This window comes from Terrimicrobium sacchariphilum, from assembly GCF_001613545.1.
In the GTDB taxonomy this organism is placed as follows: domain Bacteria; phylum Verrucomicrobiota; class Verrucomicrobiia; order Chthoniobacterales; family Terrimicrobiaceae; genus Terrimicrobium; species Terrimicrobium sacchariphilum.
Genome location: NZ_BDCO01000003.1, coordinates 539705 through 558765, shown reverse-complemented (window position 1 = coordinate 558765; position 19061 = coordinate 539705). Strand labels below are relative to the sequence as shown.

The 19061-nt window shown below is 59.8% G+C and carries 13 protein-coding genes and 1 tRNA gene; 4 read left to right on the top strand and 10 right to left on the bottom strand.

What is annotated here, in order from left to right; translation table 11 throughout:
• Positions 1 to 97 precede the first annotated feature (97 nt).
• Entirely contained in the window at positions 98 to 1540 is a 1443-nt protein-coding gene (locus TSACC_RS20120) for a glycoside hydrolase family protein (RefSeq protein ID WP_075081240.1), read from the top strand.
• Between the two features lie 11 nt (positions 1541 to 1551).
• On the opposite strand, the gene TSACC_RS20115 is transcribed toward TSACC_RS20120, so the two are convergent.
• From TSACC_RS20115 to TSACC_RS21390, 9 genes are all read right to left on the bottom strand, one after another.
• Positions 1552 to 1637: transfer RNA gene (locus TSACC_RS20115), tRNA-Leu, on the bottom strand.
• Positions 1638 to 1836: 199 nt separating this feature from the next.
• Positions 1837 to 2847, bottom strand: a complete 1011-nt coding sequence (locus TSACC_RS20110) for a hydroxyacid dehydrogenase (protein ID WP_084400705.1) — start codon at positions 2845 to 2847, stop codon at positions 1837 to 1839.
• A gap of 16 nt (positions 2848 to 2863) precedes the next feature.
• On the bottom strand, positions 2864 to 3409 hold the full coding sequence (locus TSACC_RS20105; protein ID WP_075081239.1) for a carbohydrate binding domain-containing protein: 546 nt from the start codon (positions 3407 to 3409) through the stop codon (positions 2864 to 2866).
• 24 nt (positions 3410 to 3433) lie between these two features.
• Complete coding sequence (locus tag TSACC_RS20100) at positions 3434 to 6472, bottom strand: alpha-mannosidase (protein ID WP_153811551.1); 3039 nt, start codon at positions 6470 to 6472, stop codon at positions 3434 to 3436.
• A 33-nt stretch (positions 6473 to 6505) separates the two neighbouring features.
• On the bottom strand, positions 6506 to 7228 hold the full coding sequence (locus tag TSACC_RS20095) for a hypothetical protein (RefSeq protein ID WP_075081237.1): 723 nt from the start codon (positions 7226 to 7228) through the stop codon (positions 6506 to 6508).
• Positions 7225 to 10752, bottom strand: a complete 3528-nt coding sequence (locus TSACC_RS20090) for a pilus assembly PilX family protein (RefSeq protein WP_075081236.1) — start codon at positions 10750 to 10752, stop codon at positions 7225 to 7227. Before TSACC_RS20090 ends, TSACC_RS20095 begins: the two co-directional genes overlap by 4 nt.
• Entirely contained in the window at positions 10749 to 11594 is an 846-nt protein-coding gene (locus TSACC_RS20085; protein WP_169809723.1) for a PulJ/GspJ family protein, read from the bottom strand. Before TSACC_RS20085 ends, TSACC_RS20090 begins: the two co-directional genes overlap by 4 nt.
• 34 nt (positions 11595 to 11628) lie before the next feature.
• Positions 11629 to 12105, bottom strand: a complete 477-nt coding sequence (locus tag TSACC_RS20080) for a hypothetical protein (protein ID WP_075081234.1) — start codon at positions 12103 to 12105, stop codon at positions 11629 to 11631.
• Positions 12102 to 12866, bottom strand: coding sequence for a prepilin-type N-terminal cleavage/methylation domain-containing protein (locus TSACC_RS21390; protein WP_084400704.1), 765 nt, complete (start codon positions 12864 to 12866; stop codon positions 12102 to 12104). Before TSACC_RS21390 ends, TSACC_RS20080 begins: the two co-directional genes overlap by 4 nt.
• Before the next feature lie 169 nt (positions 12867 to 13035).
• Here TSACC_RS21390 and TSACC_RS20070 point away from each other — a divergent pair, with 169 nt between their 5' ends.
• From TSACC_RS20070 to TSACC_RS20060, 3 genes are read left to right on the top strand one after another with little or no spacing between them, the layout of a single operon-like run.
• Positions 13036 to 15549, top strand: coding sequence for an MFS transporter (locus TSACC_RS20070; RefSeq protein WP_075081233.1), 2514 nt, complete (start codon positions 13036 to 13038; stop codon positions 15547 to 15549).
• The gene (locus tag TSACC_RS20065) at positions 15546 to 16121 is read left to right on the top strand and encodes a hypothetical protein (protein ID WP_075081232.1); all 576 of its coding nucleotides are present in this window, start codon (positions 15546 to 15548) and stop codon (positions 16119 to 16121) included. The genes TSACC_RS20070 and TSACC_RS20065 overlap by 4 nt, the downstream gene beginning before the upstream one ends.
• Positions 16122 to 16152: 31 nt before the next feature.
• Positions 16153 to 17148 (top strand): glycoside hydrolase family 130 protein, encoded by a 996-nt coding sequence (locus TSACC_RS20060; RefSeq protein WP_075081231.1) that lies wholly within the window; start codon positions 16153 to 16155, stop codon positions 17146 to 17148.
• A 43-nt stretch (positions 17149 to 17191) separates the two neighbouring features.
• Here TSACC_RS20060 and TSACC_RS20055 read toward each other — a convergent pair whose 3' ends face one another.
• The gene (locus tag TSACC_RS20055) at positions 17192 to 19039 is read right to left on the bottom strand and encodes a heparinase II/III domain-containing protein (protein WP_075081230.1); all 1848 of its coding nucleotides are present in this window, start codon (positions 19037 to 19039) and stop codon (positions 17192 to 17194) included.
• Positions 19040 to 19061: the final 22 nt, after the last annotated feature.

The window sequence follows — 19061 nt, the reverse complement described above, 5'->3', positions numbered from 1 at the left end:
TATTGACCACCCTGACAACTCCAATCCTACGTGTAGGTAAAATGCTCTCGAGATTTCCATTGAGCTTTGCCCCAGTCGCAGCACTGATGATTTTTCCATGACCAGAGTCATCTCCCCATATCGGAACAGCATTGGCGTCTGTACGCATTTCGAATCGCGCGAACTCGGTTGGAAAATCGAGAATCTGCTGCCCGTATTGCTGGAACTGGGCATCGGCCATGTGCGCCAGGAAATCAAATGGGAGTGGGTGGAAAAGGAGAAAGGCGTTTACGTGATTCCCGCCATTTCCCGCCAGTGGATGGACGCCGTGCGCGAGGCTGGTCTCGGCGTCATCCTCATCCTCGATTACGGAAATCCACTCTATGACCATCCACTGGACGCCGAGGGATTCGCGGCCTACGCGGGCTTCATGGCGAAGGAACTCCGAGATTATCCAACCGTCGCCTACGAGATTTGGAATGAACCGACGAACTTCTATTTTTTGAAGACTTACGGAGGGACCTGGAGCGGAAAGGGCGAATGTCCGTGGCTCGATCGTTTCGCAGAACTCATCGATGCGGCCTCAGCCGCGATCAAGGAAGCCGATCCCGCAGCCACAGTGATTGCAAATCCCGGCGAGCCGCAGTTCTTCCACATGGCAGAGAAGCACTCACAGCACCTCGCCCGCCTCGATGGCGTAAGCCACCATCCCTACAGCGTGCGCTTTCCTCCCGAGACGCTCCCCCTGGGCGGCGGCGACATCAGTGTAGAGGACGGCGCCGTCTGCGCCGATGATGATCACAGTTTTCTTTCCCTCTTCCGGCGCACAATCGAGCATGGCGAAAAACACCTGGGGCGGCGCATTCAGCTTTTCGCCACGGAGTTCGGATTTCCCAGTTACAACGCGCATCCCGCCCCCGGGTGGTTTTCCGGGTACACCGAAACCGCACAAGCCTGCTATCTGGCTCGCGCTGTCGTGCTATGTCTCGTCGCCGGGGTGCAAAGCCCATGCATTTACGACCTGATGAATGACGGCTGCATGGAACAGGATGCCGAGCACAACTTTGGCCTGATCCGCAATGAGGAACAGGGATACGAACGTAAACCAGCCTTTTTCGCGATTCAGCGTCTCATAGCGCATCTTGGTACGGCATGGGAGATGGTGAACGAACCCCCGGCCTGGATCGATGTCCCCTCGGAGGATTTTCAAAAAGGCCTCGGCTGGCAAAAAGTATTGCCAGATCCTTTTGTGAAGATTGACGGCCCCCTGCTTTACTGGTTTCAAACCCCGGATCGCTGTCTCGCCATTCTTTGGAATGCAGGGCGCATCAACGGCGAGGAAACCCCGCCTCGCGGACGCCTCATCTGGGAACATGCTCCAGCCGTGTCAGGCATATCGATCGAGGACGTCGTCACGGGCGAGCAATTAGCCGCCCGCCTGGAGCAACCGCCTTCCAGCGGACAGTACAGCCAAAGGATTATTCTCCGCGACCTACCGTTTCGCAGTTCGCCGCTGATAGTGACTTTTGAGATCGCCGGCTCGACTCTGAGCCAGGACTGATAATGACAAAGTGGTCGGCGCGGCGGGACTCGAACCCGCACGGAGTTTCCTCCAGCAGATTTTAAGTCTGCTGCGTCTGCCATTTCGCCACGCGCCGAGGAGGTGAGACCATTCCAGAAAACCCCTCGAAGCGCCAGCCCTGCATGAAGACAATTGCGAAACAGGGAAATGGACATATCCGCTTCAGTCCAACAACTGATTAACGCATAAAGAACAACGCATTTCCCTTAAAATGAACGGCATGCACGATATTTATATCCTTGAGGCAATTTCCAGCGCCTCGGCCGGTTCACTTTTCAGGCACGGCTGAGGAACATTTTCGGATCGAGCCATCCCGGCATCGGCTCGCCTCTCAGAAAATGCTCTGCGTCGCGGATCACATAGTCGGCCATTCTGCGCACCTCATCATTGGCACTCCCGGCGATATGACTGGTGATGAAGACATTGGGCAGCGTGTACAGGTCGCTGCCGGGCAGAGGTGGTTCGATGGCCTGGACGTCGAGAAGCGCTGTCAGGTCGGAGCGACGGCGGAGGACAGCCAGCATGCCAGGTTCGTCGACTTGAGCGCCACGTCCAGTGTTGATAAAGGTCGCGCCCTCCCGCATCGAGGCAAAGTGGGGTTCCTGCAGGACGCAGGCATTTGCCGGGGTATCCGCGAGTTGGTTGCTGATCACATAGGCTTCGCGAAATGCTGTTTCGATGTCCACCAGCGCGTCGATGCCGATCTCTCGGGCCTGCGCGGGCGTAAGGTACTCGCAAACAGCGATCACTCTGAGATCGAAATGCGCGAGTAGCCGAAGGAGGTGCCGGCTGATGGCCCCGATGCCGATAAGAGCCACAGTCTCCCCGTATGCGCCCCGGCCGATAGGCGGATTCTGCCCGGCCCAGGAGCCTTGCCGACAGTAGCTCGTGTTACGGTAAGCGCCTTTGCATGAGAGCAGGATCTGCCCGAGGCAAAACTCCGCCACCGGTACGGCGTTGGCTTCCACCGCCGTGCAAATCGTCACTCCACGCTTGAGGAAGGGTTCTGCGATCGCACGCAGCGATCCCCCGGCATGAAAAAGACTGCGCAGGCGGGGCATCTGCTGAAACTGCTCCGGAGTGGGCGCAAAGGCACCCCAGCAGGAGAAGATGGCCTCCACATCCCGCAGGTACTTTGCGTGAGCAGCAAAATTTTCCTCCGTAATGATGGTGGGATGGAGAGAAAACATCCCAGCGATCTTGCGCAATCGCTCCTCGCCGTACACGTACTGAACGATGTCGCCGGGATACCAGGGCACCCCGTTGGTAAAGACCGCTGCGTTCAACTTTCCTTCTCCAGAACTAGTTAGCCACTTCCTTTAGCTCGAAGTCGTCCAGATCGGCCACGACCGTTCCCGCATTGACCGAGTGAATCTGGATGAACATCCCGCTCGTTCCCTCCGGGGCGACAGCGACAACAGAAAAGCGCTTCCACTCCGGAGATTTGTCCGTCAGCACAGTCGGTGGCTTTTTCTGGAGGGGCTTTCCGTCCTGGTTGACAAAGAATAATGAGACCTGGACACTTCCCTCCCCCGACGTCGTGCGATACCAGAAGGAGAGTTCGTATTTTTTCCCGGCTTCCGCATCCGTGGTCAGGGAAAGTAGTCCGCTGCCTTGCTTTTCATCCTGATCCACGATGCGCAGGCCGAACGATCCGCTGTGCGCGGCCTCGGCTGATGCGGTGCTCATGTTACGATCCATCCGGGGAATCCAATCGCTCAGCCCTTCCTCGAATCCTGGATTCAGGATTGTCTGGGAGTAGGTCGATGAGGCGGCGAGCATCACCAGACCGCTCAAGGCCGCGGCTCGCAGGAAGCGGAGCGATGCAGTCATTTTCAGGGTTTTCATGGGAGTATCTGGGGAGTTGGGAGGTTACTTGCGTTCAACTAAAAGACTGATGATCTCGTAGGGACCGAAAGAAACGTGAGTGACCGGGACACCATCCGCCACGGCCTCGGTCAGGTCGGTGCGGACGGCCTGATAGCCCTCGGCCAAACGCACCTTGGCCCGCCCGCGTCGGCCCAGCGTTTCATGCAGGCGCAGGACCCATCCCGACGAGACGGACCTTGCCGGCTTTGCCCAGCAGGGAACCAGGCTTTCGCCTCCCTCAAGACCAAGGAACCCCGAGGTCACCGCGCCACCGCGATAGGGCACAACGTCGGTGTACAGTGTATCTGCGAGGACCGGCGCCAGGTCTTCCCGGGCCAGGTCGGGGGCTTGGAAACAGAGGGCCATCCGAATGACATGCCGCCCCTGGTCGGTGAATGCGGCCCTTGCTCCGCCATGGCGCAGCGAGGCGGGAAACATCTTTTGCTTTGGCTCGGGTTCCCCGCCCGTCACGCGCGGCGAGCGCACCAGGGAAACCCCCAGCGTGCCCGCACGGCAGGAAAAGCCGTACTTGGACTCCGTAACCAACCCGAGGCCCTCCGCCTCACCATCATCCGAGACAATCGCCCACCGGCTGGCCGGTGTTTCAAACATCGCCTCATCGCGAGACTCGCCCGGCTGCTGGCTGCGCAGGATGCTGCCAAACGGAGTGCCAAAGCGCGCCATGCGCCCGGCGTACTCTGTCGGGAAATTCACCCGCAAGAGTTTTTCCTCCTCCTGCCAGTCGATGTCGTACTCGATATGGAGCACCGGCTGAAAGGCATCGACCCGATAACGCACAACTCCCGTGCTGCGTTCGCCAAGTGCGAGGGTGAACTCGATTCCCGCCTCCAGTTCGGAGAGCGACACTCGCGGCTTCCCCGTCGCGGAAATCTCCGCGCCAAGATTGAGGGTCTGTCTATCAATATCCCAGGCGTCGAAATCCGATGGATGATCAGGGTAAATAACCAGGGCGCCGAGGGGAGAGGCAATAGCAACGTCCCGATCATTGAACGCCAGAGAAGTCACCCGCCCCCGACCATCGAAGCCAGCGGAGACGCGGCTGCTCTGCAGCGAGGTAGCGGTGACGGAGACAGCGTACTCGGAAACGAAAACCTCCGGCAGTGTCTGCAACGATGATCCCGAGAGAGGGGGGAGTCGATACGCCTTTTGCTCATCGCCCTGGTCATGTACGATGACCGTGCGACTGACTGGAAGCGGGTTGAAAAGCGCTGGTTCCGGCCCGGAGTGGAGTTCATCAGCCGCCGATGCAACGGCCCTTTCCGCGATGGCCGCTAGCTCGGGCAGTCCCTCCTCATACACCTCCCAGATCGAACTGCCCGGGATGTAGTCATGAAACTGGGCCATGACCATGCGGCGCCAGTAGTGAGCTTCAAGCTCCCCGCCTCCCATGGCCACGCGAGCAGCCTCCCAGATTTGCAGAGCGCGCTCGCACTGGCGGAAAACCGCCTTGAGATTGCCGTGCGTGGTAAACACACCGCGGTGATACTCGAGATAAAGCTCACCTTGATAAACGGGCAATCTCGGGCGCACCTCATCAAGACGCTCAAAGTAATCCTCAATACGGCCCCAGCCGACATGAGGAGTCCCGGCCAGCACTTGAAATCGACGCACCCTCTCGCACATTTCCTCGGTGACACCGCCTCCTCCGTCCCCATAGCCGGTAGGGGCGAGAAATTCGTCATGGACGTCGGACTGGCGATAGGCTCTCGCTCCCCGCCGCAGCTCCTCGGCAGACGCCACCTGGTTGTAGCCATTGTCCTGGGTGACGTGGACGAGAACTTCCGATCCATCGATGCCCTTCCACACAAAGCTGCTGTAGGGAAACAGGTTGATGTTTGACCAGGTAAGTTTGGTCGTGAAGAAATACGGCACGCCTGTCTGCCTCATGATCTGGGGCAGACATCCGCTATAGCCAAAGACATCTGGCAGCCACAGCACGGGGGACGGGCGGCCCTGCAGGCGACGAAATCCATCCTGGCCAAGAAGGAAACTGCGAGCCAGGGCCTCGCCGCAGGCCATCTGGGTATCGGACTCGACCTCGGTCGCCCCCACCGCCTCCCAGCGTCCCTCGCCCATGCGGTCGCGCACCCGCTCCATAAGGGCCGGGCTGAGCCGCTCCACCGCATCGTAGCTGGCGGGCTGTGAATACCCGAAGATAAACTCCGGATACATGTCCATGAGCCGCGTCATGGTCGAGAAGGTATGCACCGCCTTGTATTCACTGCCCCGCTCGGGCCAGAGCCAGACGAGATCGATATGAGCATGCCCGGTGAGCACGGCACGGATGGTTTCCTTCTGCCCCGAAAGCAGTTCATAGGCGGATTTCAACGCGTTCCTGGCCCCTGCCAACCCGCCGCGATCGAAGGCGTTGAACACATCATCCAGCGCTCGCAGCATCCGTCGATAGAGCACCGGGATGGAATTCAGCACCGGGCGATACCCAGCACCCACGAGCTTCGGAGCTTCAAAGGGATTGGCCGCCTTGGCTTCCTCAATGGCGAGATCCAGGAGCACGCGGGTATCATGATACACCTCCCAGGCCAGATCATCGCGATGGCATACCTCGGCCACGGTGAGCGCGCTCCCCCGGGCATCGAGGCCGGTCGCCTCCGGGTGCCAGATCGCGCTCTGGAGGCAAAGGCCCTCCACATGAAACTCCGTCACCCCCTCCGGCAGCCGGCAGCGACGATGAGCCACGTCAAACCCGTAGTAGGGCACGCCATCGATATATAAAGTTCCCTCGCCCTGATCCCTCCAGTGCAGGTAGAGCGGCCGCACGCAGCCTTCCGGCACCCGCACCCGGAACCACCCTCTGTCAAAAATCCCGCCCCAATAAAAGGGCAGGACTATTTTTTCATAAGGAAGGCCCGCGGCATGCTCGAAAGAAATCGCATCGCGAAAAGATCCTCCAAACTCGCACTCCACGTTAGCCGCACGAATCCAGATCAAGGACTGAATGCGGTCGAGCACAGAATGCGCCCGGGGGAGAACCAGCTGAAGGAAGGGATTATCAGGTAACACGGAAGTAATGGGTAGAAGCTGCGAAGACCGAGATCAGGGAGGAGAGAGTGGCTTGACGATTGCGTTGTAACGCTGCTGCACATCGGCAAGCGCAGCCTGAAACTCTGCCGGGATGGCGAGCTGCGTCGTCGGGGGCTCTCCGAAAGTATAGACCCGCACATCGTCGCCAACCATGAGCTTAACCGGCAATCGGGATGTCGGATCGATATACGCGGTCACCGGCACCTTGCTTCCCAGTTCGATTACGGAATTTTCATCAGCCGTGGCGGCAGCATAGAGCCCCGGATCGGCAAACTGGAGCGGGAAATACTCCCCCGAGAATACAAGGCACTCCTTTTGATCCACCGTCTGGCGTCCCTTGTACCGATCTGCGGCTATCCACCAGAACTCTGGGAAATCCCCTCCCCGCTGGGTGGAGCGGCGAACGATCTCGTGCTGGAAACCCGGATCGCGCAAAACTTGCAATGGCCCCTGCTCCCAAACCTCCTGCACCGCGCCACCGGCAAACGTACCGACGATGGAGCGGATCCGGCCTGTCTTGATCACCTCGACACGGGATAATCTCTGCCCCAGCACCATGGGAGCCGTCGGCCGTGAGCCCTCCTTGCCACCGTATTGAAAAGCCACTGTCCAGCGACTCATCTCCGGGGCATGCTCCTGCAGGAATGGCGGCTTCGGTATTTCCTGTCCATGGGAGGAGATGGCAACACTCATTCCCGCCACCAGCAGGGATGCGACTTTTTTCCAGATACTCATTCCGTCACGACCTCCAGTTGCTTGTCCAAAACCTTTCCGGTGAACCGATCGATGGCGATGTGCAGCCAGTAACGTTTCTCACCCTCGACGTAGAATCCGCTGAGGCTGGATTGCCCGGGCGCGAACCGACCGGCCTGGGCCACCACATCGATGAGCAGGTTCCATACCCGGGTGGTGCCAGAATCCGCCAGCGCCCGGACGGCGGCCTCGCGCTGCGCGGTGATGAAAGCGGCATCAGTGCCCTTCATCCCGCTCACGGTGCCTACATCAAGGGAGAATCCCGAGTAGAGAGCATCGGGGTCCTTGTTTGGAGAGGTCGCAGGGCTGGCTCCCGTGCCCTTCCAACGCCCGACGAGCTCCCCTCGGGCGGCGAGCGGTCCCTTGTCAGTATCCTTGGATGTGGTGCGCTCAATGAGCTTGCTGGCGATGGACTCCGCCACGGCTTCACCGAGAACCGTGGGAGTCGACGACAATTCATCCACGATCGATCCGGCCAGCAGCGCTTTCAGCACAGGCATCTGGCGGGTATTCAGGTTCACCTTTCCGGCGATCAGAGAGCTGTCGTTATTGACTTCATCCACGCAAAAGACGTCGAGCAGCGCTGCATCCCCGCTTTCCGGGAAGGAGAAATCCAGGTTCTTCCACGGCGTGTCGCGAAAGGTATAGCCGAGTTCCGCCACAGAGCGAAACGGGCGGTTAAGAATCACGGGACGGCTTGCCTTGTTGCCAGTGATCATAGGCAACCCCTGGGAGGTGCTCGTCGAACCGCCCGAGGCAGTATCGGAGCTATACCCGCCCATCGCCCTGCGCACGATGCCGTCCGGGTCTCGATTATAAAATGCCTGGTCGCTCACGCCGTAGAATCCCCTCTGGTCGCGCACCGTGTTCATCGTCCAGTACCCTTGCTTGAACCCACGGAAACTCGAATCATTATTGGGATAAAGGTCGTTGTTATTGTAGTTTGAAGGAGCCACTCCGGAGCCGAATACATTGACAAATCCCTTGTCCGATGGGACGCCCGTCTTCGGGCCGCGCGGTGGCTGGTCGAGGCCAGCCCAATTCGACGGGAAGATCATGTTGGTGGGGTCCGTAGGAGCCATGAGCCCGAGCAGGTCCCATGCGCTAACCCCCCAGCGCGAGGTACGGGGATCATTGCGCTCAAACTCAACCTTCACGAGCTTGGAGGGGTAGTTCACCCAGCTTTTCGGAGGATTCGGATACGTCGCGGTGCTTTCCTCCTTGGGCGAGAACGTGGCTCCGCTCCATTGAACGATCATCTGGTCGTATATGCGATAAGACGCCCCATCCTTGTATTCCAGGTAGATAATGACGGGGCCGGAGTCCGGCAGCCCGAGGAACCCCTTGTCGACATCGGAGGCTCCCTTCTTGCGCTGGAAATCAAAGGCCACCAGTCCCGTGAGGTTCAAGCCCGAGAGGGCATCCGCCCGGCTTGGTCCAGAGAGTCCGCTGCCGGAAGGAATGCCGGGCTTAACCAGCACGGTGGGTTCCCGGTAGAGACTGCCACCCGTGCGAAAGGTGAGATTGCCGGCAGAGTCCCAATCGATCGGGACGACCGTCGTCGTCCCATCCTTGTAGGCGAGCGTGGACGAGGTCGGTACTCCTGCCCCGAGGGCGCTGGTCGCATGGATGCGAAAATCTGTCGGGGCATCCGATGGGGCGTCGGTCGCGTGCGGGTTCCACACTTCCGGATTAACCAGCATGGAAGCCGGATACGAGGCCGGCGCTCCGCCAGCCGCAGGCATATCCGTCTGAGGCGCATAACGGACGCGCAACCGATATAGATAGGGCAACGACTCGACCCCGCGCACTTCCTTGGTCGAATCTCCGGCAAAGGCAATACGCGTCGGATAGCCGTCATTATCTGCCTGATCGATGATGTTGGCACCAATCTGAAGGATCTGAAGATTCGTATAAATATCGCGACCGGAGTGCTGCAACTCGCTGTAGGTGCCCGTCTGGTTCCAGCCGGGCTGAGCTGCGCTCTTGCCGAGGCTGCCGACATTGATGGCTGCCTTGAGCAACTCAAAGAAATCCGGTTCGCGCCCCTGGGCGGCCACCTTATCCAGCCGCAAGATCCCCGAGTCGTCGCCATGGCCGTATTGCCAGGGTTCGGTAGCCGCGCCGCGGTAGATGCCAAAGTCGCGATAGATCGAATCACTGTCACTTTTCGAGGCTGTGGCTGTTCGGAGAATCTCGCCGAGACGGCTCAGGGCGAACCGTTTTTTCACCAATGGCTCTCCGACCACCGCCATGGTGCCATCCCGTCGCGTGAACGACTTTGTGACCCTCACCTGGGGAAATGGAGGATTGATGTCCGACTCCGGAGTCGTGTCTCGATCCGCGCCAAAGGCGTCATTTCCGGTGCCGTAGGTGCTGTTGTTGTTCCAGTTCGCCTGAACCTTTGGGCGATTGGGATTGGGGATGAATGCAGGTTGCTCAAGGTCCCGGGAAAACGTGCCCAGATACTGCAGCGCATCCTGCGAGAATCCCACGAGCTTGCGAAACTCCAGCAGCGACTGTCGGCTGGTGAAAACCTGATCCGTAGACGATGCAGAGACCCGGGGAACTTTCAGGAACGCATAGGGATGGGCCTTCCAAAGGTCGTAGTACCGCTTCGCCGCGCCCTCGTCGAAGGTCAGTCCCGGCAACGCTCCAGAGGGACGACTGCTGGCAAAGGTCCGCCACCCGACGATCTGGTCGATCTCCTGTTGTTTCAGGCCCAGGACGGTGAGATCGGCGGCCGCGGAACCTCCCTTGTTTCCGGTACCCCATACTCCCGTAGCCGCCCCGCTGGCTGCGGTCTTTCGCACTTCAGAGGCCGATGGATAGCCTGCGACATTTGCATCCAGCAGACCGCCCTCATCATAGATGGCATAGGCGTAGCGCCCGATCACACTGGTATTGGGAGCGTTGAGCACGGCAGGACCGTTGGTCGTCACATAGACCCAGTCTGGAGCAGTGAAATTTGCCGACACATTGGGAGTGGTATCGACACTGTTTCCCTTGTCCGATCGCGGGATCAGGTAATGCTTGTTCCAGCGGGCCGGGCTGATAAAGCGCCCATTGCGAGAGGGGTCTGTGGCGGAGTTGACAGCCGATGCCCGGCTAGGCACCCCGGGAGAGGCAATGACATCGGAGCGCACGCTACGGCGAATGAGATTGGGGATGGGATCGTTGGTGCCGCTGACCGTCGGGTTGCCGCTTCGCATCGGCACGATGTAGGCGTTGGAAGAAGGCAGATAGACGATATTTGTACCGTAGGTGTTCGTCGTAGAGCCATTGGCAATCTCCTGCTTGAGATCCGAAACGATTACCTCCAGCGAACTTTCTGCAAGTTGGCGCGCACGCGTGTCGCCCAGGCTGCTGTCGGACATCTTCCGCGTCAGCATGGAGTGCGAAATGTACGCCAGCACGAGACCGGAAAGCAAAACGACAAAGGCCAGGACGATGACCAGAGCCATGCCTCCGCGCCGGGCGGCAAATCTGGAACGCGGGTAAGTCATAGAGCCAGCGGGTTGAGATAAAACGTCCGCCCGTACACCCTCACGGATGAGAGCGCCGCCTTGGGAAGATCGCTGGTGTCTATGGCGTCACGCCACTTTTTCTCCAGTTCGCCGGTCTTCATGCTGTTGTCAAAGTCGGCCATGCGCCCAGCCAGCGTCGCGAGTCGGTCATCGCTCACAATGGCACGCGATTTCGGATCGATCACCGCAACGACGACACAGATGCCGGCAACATCGTTGATCGACTTGGGAAAGTCCGTCGAAAGCGTGCCGTCTTGCAGAAGGTAAAAATACTCAAATCGAAAGATGTCCGTCCCGAGTTGCTCGTAGTCGTCATCGGCCGAGTTGTTGGCTGCCTGGGGCCAGAGTCCCTTGATGGTCAGGGGAAGAAACGCCATCTTGCCTCCGGAGCCGCTCGTTCCGCCCCACTCCAGCCCCTTGCCGAGACGCTCCACGCTATGAAGCCGACCGGAGGACGCCGAGTCATTCACGCGATAGGCCACCAGAGACATCGGACTCTGGCTGCTTGAAGAGCTGGAGAAATACCCGGGTACCTCGCTAAAGAAAGCCATCTGGTCATTGCCGCTCTGCGGAGACATCGAGGACTTCATGAAATAGTCGACATCGTCCCGCTTGAGCATCTGGGCAAGGTCCACTGCCAGCCGGTCAAGGAGCTGCCGGGCCTGCGTATCGGCATCGAGCCGCCGGCTGTTGGCCGTGACCAAGGCGCTCGCGTTCTTGAAAAGCATCGTTATGAGAACGAGCAGCATGGTAAAGACCGCCACCGCCACGAGCATCTCAATGATGGTAAATCCCGCCCGGGAGTGGCGTCGGATTTCCACGCCTCCCCGACATGCATGTCGGCCCACGCTCATCCTAGTTGCGGTCCATCGCGACAAAGGTCTCCACACCGCCTGAGGCTTTGTCGGTCGACGCGACCGAAGGCCAGGTGATCTTCACATTTGCAAGACTCGCCGATCGCTTGCCGGAATTGGGCAGAAAGGTCACGGTGAGGCGAAACATCGATTGCCCCTGGTCGGAAGTCAGGCGTCCATCCTCGGTGAAGTACAGCGGATTACTTGCTCCTGTGGAGTTCTGTGCAGGAAGCGGAATCTGAAAGCGCGGCGAACTCGTCGCCGACCCGCGGGGTTCGGTCACCGGCGTGGTTTTCAGATCCGAGACCACGCTGGTGAGAATGCCATTGGCCAGCATCTGCTGCACGGCCGCCTGATTGCTTTTCAATCCCACCGGCAACATGCCGAAGAGAGCGATGAGGCAAAACCCGGCAATACCGATAGCCAGGGTGACTTCGACAAGGGAGAAACCTTTGGGGGATAGGGAACGCACTTTCATGGCCGAAAAATCTGCAAGTTGCCGCCGACGCCCGTGAACTGGATGGCGGCGATGTTGGGAGAGGTCTGGTCCACGACATTTCCCCTGACCGGGCGCAACCCGATCTCCCCCACTCGCTTGAGCGCACTGTCATTGATGACCACCTCACCGCGCGGACTGAACCTGACTGTCTTGTAAAACTGATAACCCTGGATGCTGAATGGGAAGTTTGACCGACTGCCGCTATCACTACTGATGCGGCTGGAGGCATCCTGCGAAGGCGTGGCCGAGCGACCGCTGATCTTCCGCGAGTCGCCGCCCTCGGGGGCTGGAAGATCCGTGAGATGCACGCCGTCGATCTTCAAGATGCGATCGATCGGCACGACACGCGCCGCAGGCAGCATCGTCGGAGTGGCATTCTCATCAAAGATCCGCGTGCCATCGACGGAAGCCACCGCCGCCAGGAGGACCCGCCCCTTGCCCTGATAGGGTGGCGCGCTTGTAACGGGACCACTCGGCGCTACGCCGTCCTCCTCGCAAAAACCCACCCAGACATAGGTATTGTTGGCCATGGCATATGCGCGGGCCTGCTGGAGGAAATCCGACATCTGAGTGACCGCCTGAGTCACCGATCCATTACCTCGCGCACCCAAAGCGGGAATAACCAGCGCAACCAGAAGCCCAAGGATCGCAATAACCACCAGAAGCTCTATGAGACTGAACCCATTCCGGGGGCGGGAAAGCGAACTCGAGACCGAGCATCTCTGGGGGAGAAGGAACATAAGAGCTATATCCTCTTTATATGCTATATTATCACTATGCAACCGTTTTTTGGGATTTCTCCACCTGAAAGACCAAAGAAACCTCTCTTGCCAAGATTTAAGTAAAGCGATTATTATAGCGCTTTACCGGCAGGTCTGTCCTGTTCGGCCACCTCGCAACGTTCGCCTCGTGATTGTTACCTGCAAACAAGAAATTCCCAGGCGCTGGGTCATTTTCGCCATTCTCCCGTGGGCCTCGTTCACCTTCAACAGCGCAGTCGTGGGGACGGCCTTTCTCTTCTCGCTGAAGAAATTCATCGAGAACCCCGCAGGGCTGACCTTCATCATGAGCATCCCCGGCATCCTGGCGATGGCGGTGTCCCCGGTGGCGAGCTTCCTGTCCGATCGCATCTGGACACGATTCGGTCGGCGCAAGCCGTTCATCATCGTCTCCTGGACCGGCATGCTCACGGCGATGATCCTCATGCCGCTGATGCCCAATTTCTGGCTCCTGCTGGCGGCCTATATTCTTTACCACTTCTCCTCCGATCTGAACTCCCCCATGGAGCCGCTGAAGCAGGAGATCATCCCGCCAAAGGATCGCGTGTGGGCGACGGGTGCCATGGCCTGGTGCAGCAACCTGGCGACGATGACATTTTACTTCGTCATGCTGGGGAGATTCGACGATGTGAGCTATCTGGCGGGACTGAAGCTTGATGGCGAATGGGTGATCTACTGGTCGGCGGGTTTGCTGCTGGCCCTGCTGCTCCTGCTGATCATTCTCGGCATCAAGGAGACTGACCCCAAAAGCTCCCTCCGCGGTCAAAAACTTACGCTGCGTAACTTTGTCGGCGGCTTGCTCGATCGCGAACTCTGGCCGGTTTATCTCCTGGTGTTTGGCAACGCGTGCCTGAACTTCTACGCCGGTCTCGGAGCTCTCAGCAACCTGCTCTACACGGACCAGTGGGACTACACGAAGCAGGAGATGGGGGTGAACGTGGCCATCGGCGGCATCGCCAATCTCTTCATCATCGGCCTGCTCACCGCCTTCGCCAGCAAGCTCAACCGCATGAAGGCCTACCAGACGACACTCTGCCTGTCGCTCCTGGGCAACGTCCTTTACTACTGCTACGTCGAGTTTGTCCTGCCGGACAAGCGCCCGACCCTTTTTGAAATCATCGTCTTTGGCGAGACCCTGTCCGTCCTGGCGATCCTCACCGGTCTGCTCTACGTGCCGCTCGTCTATGATTATGTCCGGCGCAATCGCATGGGCACCTATGCTGCGGGAGCCTCCATCGTCGGGCTGGCGGCGAGGCTCATCACTTTGAACGGAGTGGGTCTCTTCGTGACCTTCTACGCCTCGGTCTTTCAACCTCCGGCGGGGGAGATGACCCGGGTGGTACTGCATAATCCAGCGACCAGGAGCGAGTTTGTCTCCTTCCTGCAACAGGCCAGCTGGCCAGCGGTCGACTCAGCCGATCCCATCACTGCCGACCATCTCGCTGCGGATGTCTGGCAGGCAAACGGGATGATCGCGCAGACCGGCCGCACGTGGGAGATCCGCCACGGCAACAAGGACAGCGAAACTCTCGAGAAAAGAAAAACCGACCTCGAAGCGGAAAAATCCGCGCTTTTATCCAGGGAGGCGATGGCCCGCGACATGGAGGCGGCGCGCCTTCGCAAGCTGGGCCAGGATCCGTCGACCGCCCACCCGGGGCATTCGCTCCAGCCCCGCATCGAGGAGCTTTCGCACGAAATCGAAAAGCTTGATGCGATCCTGAAAACGCGCGCGGCGGATTTCCGCAAGCAGGTCTCTACCGTGCTCGGCGGCAGGCTCATGGCGGATGGAGATCAACTGCTGGATGCGCGAATGGGGCAGGCGCTCGTGGTGGAATACGCCATAGCCGCTCGCCCCGCCTCGCGTGCCATTGAGCAGGAACTCGATGCCTTGCGCCGGCAAGATCCCGCCGTCATAGACATGCGCCCTGTCAAGATCGCCGATGGCTACGGGCTGGCCGTCAGCACACTCATGACAGGCGGCGAATCGAGCGCGGAGGCCCAGCATCGCCTCCAGGCCAGTTTGGATCACCTCGGAGTTTCGCGGCAGAAGTCGCTGGTCACAGCCGACAGCACCCCGGCATCCTCTCGGATCCAGCCCGCCGTGACGCTTGATCTCCAAGTGGTGGAGGAACCGCTGGATACCTACGTCTCTCCCGTAAGCCGCCTCCTCCACGCGATGCTTGCACCTTTTGGGCATGAACTCAATCCCGCCCGACGCTTGATGGCAACGGGCAGTAGCCTTCGCGACCCGGCACAGACCAACCATGTGCGGGCCATTCCCGGCCCGGTCGAGCGTTCAATCTCCGTCACTGCCGTGCTGGAACCGCAGGCTCCCGGGACTCCGCCGCGGGCAACTCCCGGAAACAAGCTGGAAGAGAAGCTTTCCCTCGTCGCTGGCGACAAGGCTCCCGAGATTCTGGCCTTTTACGACCGTCTGGAGAAAGCCGCTGCCGCGCAGCGTATCACCATCGCCCATCCCGTGCTCACCTCCGGTTATGTTCGGATGCGCTACGATTATATGAGCGGATATCTCTGGATGTTCTTCATGGGGACGATTGGCATCATCCTTACGCTTGTCTTCGGCAAGCTTGAAGCACGAGGCATCATCCGGAAACGAGGCGTGGAGGAGGCGCTGGCATCATGAGTTCCCCACACGCCATCGAGACCTACACGCCTGGCTGCGTGGCGCAGAAAATGACGCTATTAATCGTCAGCCTCCTCATTCTGGCCTTTGGCCTTTCCCAGCTCGGGGCTCCCCTCCGGCTTCTGCTTTTTGGTCACCGCAGTGAGGCGGAAGCCATTTCTGTGACGAGAACCAAAGTCGGGATGCCGGACCTCGTGATGCACAGCGACAATGAAATCGTCGCAAACCAGGCGCCGCACGATCGCAGCTACGTGTACTGGAATGACTTCGTCATTCACACCGAGGCCGGAGAACGGATTCCCGTACGGGCGAATGTCGGAAGCAGGATCTCCCCGCTTTTTCCGCTTCGGAATGCGGATGGATTGCCCACGACCGTTATCGTCTGCTATAACCCCGAGAACCCCCGGCGCATTATCTTTCCCACCCTCATCGGCACGTGGCTTGTCCCGAGCCTGCTCGCTCTCGGCGGGCTGGCGGGAGCCGTCGTCGCCTCCTTCCTTCTCTACTGGGCTCGCCGTCCCATAGAGCTCCCGCACATCTCCGCTCCATCGGAACCAACCGGGCAAAAATAACCTCCTCTCCAAACTCCCACCTCATACGTCCATGTCACCCATCACCCGTCACGCCAACAACCCGATCCTCTCCGCCAAAGACATCCCCTACCCGGCCTCGCTGATCTTCAATGCCGGAGTCGCTAAGTACGAAGGCCGCTATGTCATGATCTTCCGCAATGACTACGGCACCACCGAGGAGGACTGGAGGCCCTTCAAGGAGGGCAAGGTGAACAAGCCGCCGGGGCTGCAAACCTCACTCGGCCTCGCCTTCAGCGACGACGGAGTAAAGTGGAACGTCGAGCCAAAGCCTTGCTGGAAAGTCGCCTCGGACGAGGTGCTTCGCGTTTACGATCCGCGCATCACCATCATCGACGGCGTGGCGCATATTTGCTTCGCCATGGACACACGGCACGGCGTGCGCGGCGGCATCGCCCGCACGGAGGATTTCTCAAGGTTCGACATCCTCTCCCTCAGCGTGCCGGACAATCGCAACATGGTCCTGTTTCCCGAGAAAATCGGCGGTCGGTATTTCCGACTGGAGCGCCCCTTCCCGGTCTACAGCCGGGGCCGCGATCAATTCGACACCTGGTGCGGATGGTCGCCCGACCTGAAGCATTGGGGCGATCACGACCTGGTGCTCGGAGTCGAGCATGTCGCGTTTGCCAATGACAAGACCGGACCTGCCGCTCCGCCCATCAAAACCTCCAAAGGCTGGCTCACCACCTTTCACGCGGTCTGGCGGGACCAGTCGATCAATCTCGGCGGCTGGGAGCCCTCCTGGCACAAGACCTACTACGCAGGCCTCATGCTCCTCGATCTCGAGAACCCCTCGAAAATCATTGGCCTCTCCCCCGAGCCCCTCATCAAGCCGGAGGCTACTTACGAGCGCATCGGCTTCCGCAATGATGTCGTCTTCCCCGGCGGCATGATCCTTGAGGATTCCGGCGAGGTGAAGATCTACTACGGAGCAGCCGATACCGTGGAGGCGCTCGCCACCGCCCACGTCGACGATCTGCTCGCTCTCTGCCAGCCGGTCGGTCGTTGACCGTCTCGGAATCCGCTCCGCGCCAATGCGGGGCGGATTCGCCTCAACGGGGTTGCAGCACCACTCTCAATGATCCCCTGCTTTTCGCCAAATCGGACCCGAACCGTAACCGGTAGACGCGATCGTCCTTTCCTTCACGGTTCCGAAATTCGCATGTATCCACCGAGCGGAAAACCGTGTGCCGTTCCGGCGTGACCTGCACCTGCCGGTCGCCGCAGGGAATCAAGACGCCCTCCGCACCCGGCAGCACCGGTCTTGCGCAAATAATCATCGACTCGACCTCACCAATCCCGTCCAGTTCGTACTCATCCCTCACCTCCAGCCGTCCGGACTCCCGATCGAGGAAAAACGATCGAACGAGCTTCCGGCAGCCCGCGGCGGCAGGATAGCAAGAGGTCAGATCGACGACGAACTCCACTCGGGGTCCCTCCAGCTCGCACCGCAGCACACGAGCTGCAAACTCGGCGCCGGGGGCCTGCTCGCATCCCTTGATCAGCGGGACCGAGTGCCCGAGCGAACGTGCCGCAAGAAACGCGTAGCGCGTCTCATCGCTGCTGAAATAACTCCCCACGTACTCCGGCGCCCCGATTTCGACGACGACCGGCGTATGCTCCACGTGAAAGATAAAACTGCCGCAATCATTATGATTATGGTGCTCCGCATTGTGCCCGCCCTTGGCGGCAAACTCCCAGGCGTCATCGTCACCCCGGCAGACTACGGCTCCGTAATCTTCGAAAAATCGATCCGGGCGGTGGGGTTCCCGAGCGCCGACCACGTCCTCGGGGCAGCGGAGACACAGTCGGTCGAAGTAAAAGAAATCGCACCTCTGGGAATCCAGGTTGATCGCGGTCTCCACTTCATGCCGGAAACCCCAGGCGCTTTCCGCGGCCACCTCGGGCAGACTCAACCGGTCACCGAGATAGGCAAGCAGAGCCGGGCCGAGCCGGTCGCGCTGCATACCATCTGAGAAGTTCACCATGTAGCCGCTGGACAGCACCATCGCCGGGGCAAACTGCGCGATGCGCCTCACCTTTTCATTCCTGCCGAAAAATGACAGCCGTCCGCGCGTCGCCGCCTCCAACTGGCAGTTCAGCTCGGCAAACCGTCCAAAGCCATAGCTCCAGTATCCCGGCCCCTCGGAGGTCGATCCATCATCCCCGAATCCAGCCAGGAATTTTGGCAGGCATTCCGCGGCGGATTCCAGCATCTCGGCCACGAGATCAGAATCGTCCTCCAGGGCGAGCGCCGCGCCGAGCACGCCCTGATGGCAAACCGCATTCCAGTTCATCGGCAGGTGCTTCCAGGTGATCTCGGATCGCGGATGCAGGTAATTCACAAACATCTGCTCGCGCAGTCTTGCTCGTATTCTCTGCCGGAGCGAAAGCGGGAGCATCTCACCGAAGACACATACCAGTTCCCCAAGGACGTTTGCCGTCTCGGCGGCGAACAGGTCGATCTTGTACGGGTCTTTTCCCGTTGGCTCCGTCCAGGCATGAGCAGGGAAAGTCCACGATTCCTCAGCCATTGTCTCCTCGACGCGTTCGATGAGGATGGGCAGAAGGCTTTTCCTGCGTTCCCCATCGGCGAGTACCGCTGATGCGGCAATACGCCCCAGGCGCCGACGCCTCTCGAAATAAACACCCTCAAACGGCAGTCTCTCGCCCGTCTGATAGAAGAGGGCGTAAAGCTCGTCTGGCAACGGGGGCAGAGGCTCATGCCGCTCACGATCGACACGGGCGTCGATCGCAGCTTTCCATTTTCGCACGGCGGGATTTTGCCGTGCCTGCGTCCACTCCGGAGACTCGCAGGGAGGGATCAGCCTATACTCCCGATCCACCAGTATGGCTGTCAGTTCCGCGCGCGAGATCCGTTGCTCGAGCAGGTTGATCATGAGGTGGGAGCCGCGATACGCG